At 62.0% G+C, this 6034-nt stretch carries 6 protein-coding genes and 1 pseudogene; 5 read left to right on the top strand and 2 right to left on the bottom strand.

Annotated features, from left to right (window positions below):
* Positions 1-180: 180 nt before the first annotated feature.
* The 4 genes from AC0L3N_RS30675 (at position 181) to AC0L3N_RS30660 (ending at position 3892) form a co-directional block, all read left to right on the top strand.
* Positions 181-510 (top strand): hypothetical protein, encoded by a 330-nt coding sequence (locus tag AC0L3N_RS30675; protein ID WP_473551317.1) that lies wholly within the window; start codon positions 181-183, stop codon positions 508-510.
* A 428-nt stretch (positions 511-938) separates the two neighbouring features.
* Positions 939-1340: a response regulator gene (locus AC0L3N_RS30670; RefSeq protein WP_473551315.1), complete on the top strand. Its 402-nt coding sequence runs from the start codon at positions 939-941 to the stop codon at positions 1338-1340.
* A gap of 576 nt (positions 1341-1916) precedes the next feature.
* A complete protein-coding gene (locus tag AC0L3N_RS30665; protein ID WP_123150929.1) occupies positions 1917-2117 on the top strand; it encodes a hypothetical protein in 201 nt (66 codons plus the stop codon).
* Positions 2118-2665: 548 nt separating this feature from the next.
* Positions 2666-3892, top strand: coding sequence for an anion transporter (locus AC0L3N_RS30660; RefSeq protein ID WP_473551314.1), 1227 nt, complete (start codon positions 2666-2668; stop codon positions 3890-3892).
* 47 nt (positions 3893-3939) lie between these two features.
* Here AC0L3N_RS30660 and AC0L3N_RS30655 read toward each other — a convergent pair whose 3' ends face one another.
* Both AC0L3N_RS30655 and AC0L3N_RS30650 read right to left on the bottom strand, forming a co-directional pair.
* Positions 3940-4329 (bottom strand): YkvA family protein, encoded by a 390-nt coding sequence (locus AC0L3N_RS30655; protein WP_473486758.1) that lies wholly within the window; start codon positions 4327-4329, stop codon positions 3940-3942.
* 101 nt (positions 4330-4430) lie between these two features.
* Entirely contained in the window at positions 4431-4928 is a 498-nt protein-coding gene (locus AC0L3N_RS30650; RefSeq protein ID WP_473551312.1) for a MarR family winged helix-turn-helix transcriptional regulator, read from the bottom strand.
* Positions 4929-5099: 171 nt separating this feature from the next.
* On the opposite strand from AC0L3N_RS30650, the pseudogene AC0L3N_RS30645 reads away from it, so the two are divergent.
* Positions 5100-5899 (top strand): annotated as a pseudogene (locus AC0L3N_RS30645) (SDR family NAD(P)-dependent oxidoreductase).
* Positions 5900-6034: the final 135 nt, after the last annotated feature.

Genomic DNA, 6034 nt, shown 5'->3' with positions numbered 1-6034 from the left:
GTCGCGCAAAAGTGTGCAGCGGTTTTGCGATAACGACATGCATAAAACAGCAACCTAAAGCGCGTCGCATGAGGCCGGTCAAACGCGACGCGCTTTAAGGCTTGCCTGTCGCAACCGATGGTAGTAGATTGATATGATTAATTCTAAAAGTTGAGCAGATGTGACAGGTTACTGGGTGCCATGGGCGAGCGCGGTGAGGAATACCTCCCTGAATGGATTGCAGGCCATCTGTCCGATGATCCGGTAATTGCCGGAGACATCTCGGCCAGAATTTGGAACATGAAGAACGTTGGGCTCCCGTCCCGTGGGATGAGGATAAGCCAGCGGAAAGAAGCGTCGATCGAGGGCGGAGGTGAGGCTTTGGAGGCTCCGTCGACTCGCGCGATCACCGTCAACTTCTCAGACGCAACACCCATCATGCTATTGGCTGTCTTGGCGCTTTCTGTGCTGTTGCTCCTGGGCGTGGCAGGGTTCGGGCTATTAGATGAGGCGGTTGCGTCAAGGCTCTGATGGAAAGCGAGCTCGAACTGCTTGGCGTCGAGCGCGGAGAGGCAAGCCCGCGTTTGCGCTCGTGGGCGAGCCGGGCACCCGGAAATATGTCGGCAGTGCCTTCGTCAGCGTCAATCGCGAGATGCGCAAGCGGCTTTGCAAGCGCGTCCAGGAGGCATGCCGGCGAGGCACCCAAGGACATGAAGAAGCGGCCGGCAACGCAGTGGGTGAAACCGGGCATGAAAGCCTGCGTGAAGCACTTGCGCGGCGAGGACGATCTTCGGCACGCCTTGCTTCCCAAAACTTTAGGAAGACTAGGTGCGACGTGACTGTTTTCGCTCGTTAAAAATTGAGTATGGACTCTGATCCTGACAGGATTATGAATTATCCGGGCGCCGTTGTCGGGATGTCAGCGCACACCGTGCTCCTGCCCATCAAAGGAGGAGGACATGAGAAAGCCTCTGGCGCTCATCTTTGAGGACGAGCCGATGATCGTTATCGATATCGAAGCGTCACTCAGAGAGGCTGGCTTTGCGGTGGCCTCAGAGCCAAGTTGCAGTCGTGCACGACTAATTTTGGCCCTTGTTGAGCCGGACGTCGTCATCCTGGACGTGCTCTTGCAGGACTGCATCAGCTCTTCGGTTGCTGAAGAACTCGTGGCCCGTAATATCCCTTTTGTAATTTATAGTGCCACGGACATCGAGGGCCGCGGTGAGGCCTTCAAGGCCGGTACTTTTGTCGCGAAACCTGCGGACGAATCCGTGCTTGTAGCTTTGGCGGATTCCATGGCTAGGGCATCCACGGCTGCGAGAACGCTTCGAGAAAGCTCGAGAGACGGGGGAGTGCTCTAAATCCGCTGTCAGAAACTCAAAACCGCGCGACTGGCTACACCGAACGCATAAAGAGGCGACGAACCGCGCTGCGCCCCCGGCATGAGGCTCCACATCAGGCATCTCCGTGACGAGGAAGAGTTGCGCCACGCCTCGGTGCTGGGCTCCAGCGACGAGGACGCCTCAGTCGCGCTCGCACGGACCACCCGCCAAATCGAGGAATGGCGGGTGGTCCTTTATCAGCGCAGGAAGGGACTTAGCTGCGCAGATCCCAGTTTCGTTCTTCGGTCCAAAGTCCTAACGACATTCCAATCGCCAGGAACGCGGTGGAGACGGCCAAGACCGGAGCGAGCAACCAGCGGGCTCGGTGAACGCTATTTTCCATGGGCTCTCCCATGAACTCAAAGCGAGCAACTACTACGAGCAGCCGCAGTTCCGGGTGGCGCGATGTCCGGACTATTACGCGAAACCAGGTGAGACTTAGGTCCCGTCTCGGATCAGACCGAAGCCCAGCCAAGGAACGTTTGCAGCTGCCTGAGGTTTGAAGAGCCTGGCGCGAAGACGATGCCGTTCAGCGCAGGGAGGAGTATGATCATCATGTCGAACCGTGAGATTGGAGCGTCCCAGGCGCTGCGAATGCGCGTGGCCGACCTCAATGAGAGGATGCGCGGCGCCCGGATTACCGAGAGTGAACTGAAGACCTTTCGAAAGGTCGCGGCCGTCATGGAGGGCGGCAAGGGCAGAATCGATGCCGACGATTTGATTGCCGCATCCTTCGTCGTCGAGACGCTGGACTAGCCAAACCGCCTACAAGCTCTCCAGAATGCGAGGCGCTGCAATGTCCCTCTCTCCCAGCCTATTCTCTGTTGGCCTGACTTTCCAATGCCCGCAATGCGACTTCGCCGTCATCAAGAACGGCAGCTGGTTTCAGGTCGTTTCCCACTACAGGTGTGAGGGATGCGGACGCGAGATCCGGATTACCTATCGCGACAAGATTGCGATCTTCCAGAAGCACGCGCACTTGGCCATGCCGCCGCCGGGAGCGCGGTAGATGCGACAGATGTGCAGACCCCTTCACCGGATGTGAGCTCGAATTGCTGGGGTCGAGTGCGAGGCGCCGGCATTCGCTCTGATGGGCGAGATCGGCACGCGCAAGTATGTCGGCTCGGCCTTCACTGATTCCAGCCGCGCGATGGTATCACCAATCGCCCGGGCGCCTCGTAGACAGGATTCGCCGACGTCGCGGGCATCTCTTGTGCTTGCGTTCATTCATGTCGCAGTGAGGAGGGGCATTGGCGATTCGCCAATGGCGGGGCAGGGCGGATCTGAACGGGGCTTTTCCACGAATGACATTGATGGGCGCGGCGGCACTGCTGATCCTGATCCTGACCTATGCCGGCGTCGCCATCGGCAGGTTCCCCGGCTTGCGCCTCGACCGGGCAGGCATTGCGCTGCTCGGCGGTGCGGCGATGACCGCCATCGGCGCGCTTAGCCTGGAGGAAGCCTACCGAGCCATCAATTTCGATACCATCACGCTGCTGCTCGGCATGATGATCGTCGTGGCGCATCTGAAAGTGTCGGGCGCCTTTCGCGCACTCGGCGCTGTCGCCATCGAGCATGCGCACGCGCCGTTCATGCTGCTGGTGATGGTGACGCTGCTGACCGGCGTTCTGTCAGCGTTCCTGGTCAATGACGCGATCTGCCTGGTCATGGTGCCGATCGTCGTCCACGTCACCCGCGTCATCAACCGCAACCCCGTCCCCTATCTGATCGCTACCGCCACGGCGTCGAATTGCGGCAGCGTCGCCACCATCACCGGCAACCCGCAGAACATGGTCATCGGCGCGCTGTCGGGGATCTCCTATCCGGCCTTCTCGGCGGCCCTGGCGCCGGTCGCGCTGTTCGGCCTCGTCGCCGTCATCGTCATCGTACGGATCGTCTATCGCGCCGAATTCGCGCGCAAGGCCGAGCTCAGCCCCGAGGTCTATCGCGGCCGCATGCTGCCGGGGCAGGTGCTCAAGGCCGTGGTCGTCTGCATCGGACTGGCGATCGCCTTCTTCGCCGGCGTTCCGGTTGCCAAGGCGGCGCTGATCGGCGGCGCCATTCTTCTTGTGACCCGCGCCATCAAGCCGGCGCGCATCTACCGCGAGATTGACGGACCGCTGCTGTTCATGTTCGCCGGCCTGTTCATCGTCGTCGCCGGCGCCGAGAAGACGCTGCTCAGCCCCGACATCGTCGCCTCGGCAAAAACCCTCGGGCTGGACGACGTCTGGCGGCTGTCCGGCTTCACCGCTGTGCTGTCCAACATCATGAGCAACGTTCCGGCCGTGCTGGCGCTGCGGCCGTTCATACCAGGCCTGGAAGACCCCGAGCGCGCCTGGCTGGTCGTCGCCATGAGCTCGACGCTGGCCGGCAATTTCACGCTGCTCGGTTCAGTCGCCAATCTGATCGTCGCCGAGTACGCGCGGGTCTCCGGCACACCACTGTCGTTCGCCGCCTTCTTCAAGGTCGGCTTGCCGCTGACGCTGGTCACGCTGCTTGCCGGGACGGCATGGCTGGCGCTTGGGTTTTAGGCCGCCGGCGCAGCAGCCTAGGCGGTTCAAGCGCAAGCCTGATCAGACTATTTGGCGTGGGTAGGCCAGAACGCCCAAATCAGCAAAGCTGCCAAAGCCAGCCAGAGCGCCACGACAAGAAACATCCCCGTCCTGCTTTGCGGGTGTTTTTCGAGCGCGGCAGCCCGCGCTCGAAACTCGTCCATCAGCGGCGGCGGAACAAGCCTTATGGCCAGGATTACGCCGAGCGGGACGATGATCAGGTCGTCGAGATAGCCGAGCACCGGAATGAAATCCGGGATCAGGTCGATTGGGGAAAGCGCATAGGCGGCCACCATCCCTGCAACAAACTTTGCAAACCAGGGCACCCGAGGATCGCGTGCGGCGAACCACAGGGCGACGACATCAAGCTTGATGTCGCGCGCCCGGCTCTTTGCCGCTTCCAGCCATGCTTTCATAGGGTTACTTTAGCACAGATTGTCGTCCGCCTGCATCCGAGCGGTTGCCGGTCGAGCAAAACCAGACCGTCCATAGCGCGTCCCAAAGGGCGTGCGGCGCTTTAGCACTCCGACGATTCGGTGCTGCTCGCCAGCTTCGCGCCCGAAACATAGGCGTCGAGAAAGTCCTGCGAGGCGACATCGTCGGCGAGGCTCCTCAGCTTTTCGGCCGCGGCTGCCCCCAAAATCGCCTCGACGCGCCGGTTGGCCTCGACCCACACGACATATGCCTGCTGATATCGCGCCTTGCCGAGCGGCGTCAGCACAGCATGCTTGGTTCGCCGATCGTGGGTATCGTGGCGGACCTCGACCAGACCGTCGCGCACAAGCGGCCGCAGGGCATGCGTCAGCGCTGAGATCTGGATCGCCAGGCGGCCGGCGAGGACCTGCAGCGTCGGCCCATCCTCGCCGTAAGCGGCCGCGAGCCCGTCGATCTGGCCGAGCAGAAGGGTTTGCGTTGACGTCAGCCCGGTTGGGACCAACGCCGCGTCATACAACTGGCCAAGCCGGCGCGCCGCACGGCGCAGCGACGAATTGATGCAAACGAAATCGCTCGGCATGCCGGGCGCTTCTGCATCCGGCTCGTCCCGATCTTCGAGCGTCGCAAACGATTCGACTGCTTTTTTCATCCTTACAAAATAGTTGAGGGCTGAAGCATTGCAAAGGGGCACAGATCTGGCTAGTTAGTTGAGCGCTCAACATTTGAGCGCTCAACATTCAGGAGATAACCCATGTCGAACTCCGCTTCCAAGCCGGTCGCCGTCGTCACCGGCGCCTCCGCCGGCATCGGCGCTGTCTATGCCGACCGCCTCGCTGCCCGTGGTTATGATCTTGTGCTCGTGGCGCGCCGCGCCGAACGCCTGAAAACCCTCTCGGCAAAGCTGTCGCGGGCCTATGGCGCCAAGGTCGAGGTGATCGGCGCCGACCTGACCAAGGAGGAGGGCTTGGCGCGTGTCGAGAAGGTACTCGCCACTAACCCCGCCATCACCTTGCTTGTAAACAACGCCGGCAACGGCACGCTCGGATCGACGATAAACACGTCCGACGAGAATGCCGCGTCGACAATTGCGCTCAACATCACGGCGCTGACTCGCCTGACCCGAGCGGCGCTGCCGGCATTCCTGTCGCGCAACGCCGGGGCGATAATCAACATGGCCTCGGTCATGGCGCTGCACTCGCTGCCGATCACCTCTCTCTACAGCGGCACCAAGGGTTATGTGGTGAACTTCAGCCGTGGCCTGCAGGAGGAGCTTGCCGGAACCGGCGTAAGGCTGCAGCTCGTTCTCCTGCCGCGACCGCCACCGAATTCTACGAGTTCGCCGGCATGCCGCTTTCAGCGTTCGACCCGGCGGTGGTGATGACCGCGGAAGACATGGTCGATGCGGCCCTGGCTGGGTTCGATCAGGGTGAAGCCATCACGCTGCCGTCGGTCCACGACCGCGCGCTGTGGGAAACCTATGACGCCGCCCGCGCCACCTTGTTCGCCGCGACGCAGACCGGCGAGCCGGCGCCTCGCTACCAGGCGGCTTGACGCCGCCCGACCCCCCCCCCCGCGCCCGGGGGGGGGGGGGGGCGTGGCGAGGGCGCCCGCCCCCGCATTTGGCGGTTCATGTTGGGGGGGGTGCGGCAGAAATATTCGCACCGATGCGCCGGCTGACGGGGGCTT

It is taken from the genome of Mesorhizobium sp. WSM4807 (assembly GCF_055811615.1).
The sequence above is the reverse complement of the archived record's forward strand: the minus strand, read 5'-3'. Positions and strand labels throughout refer to the sequence as shown.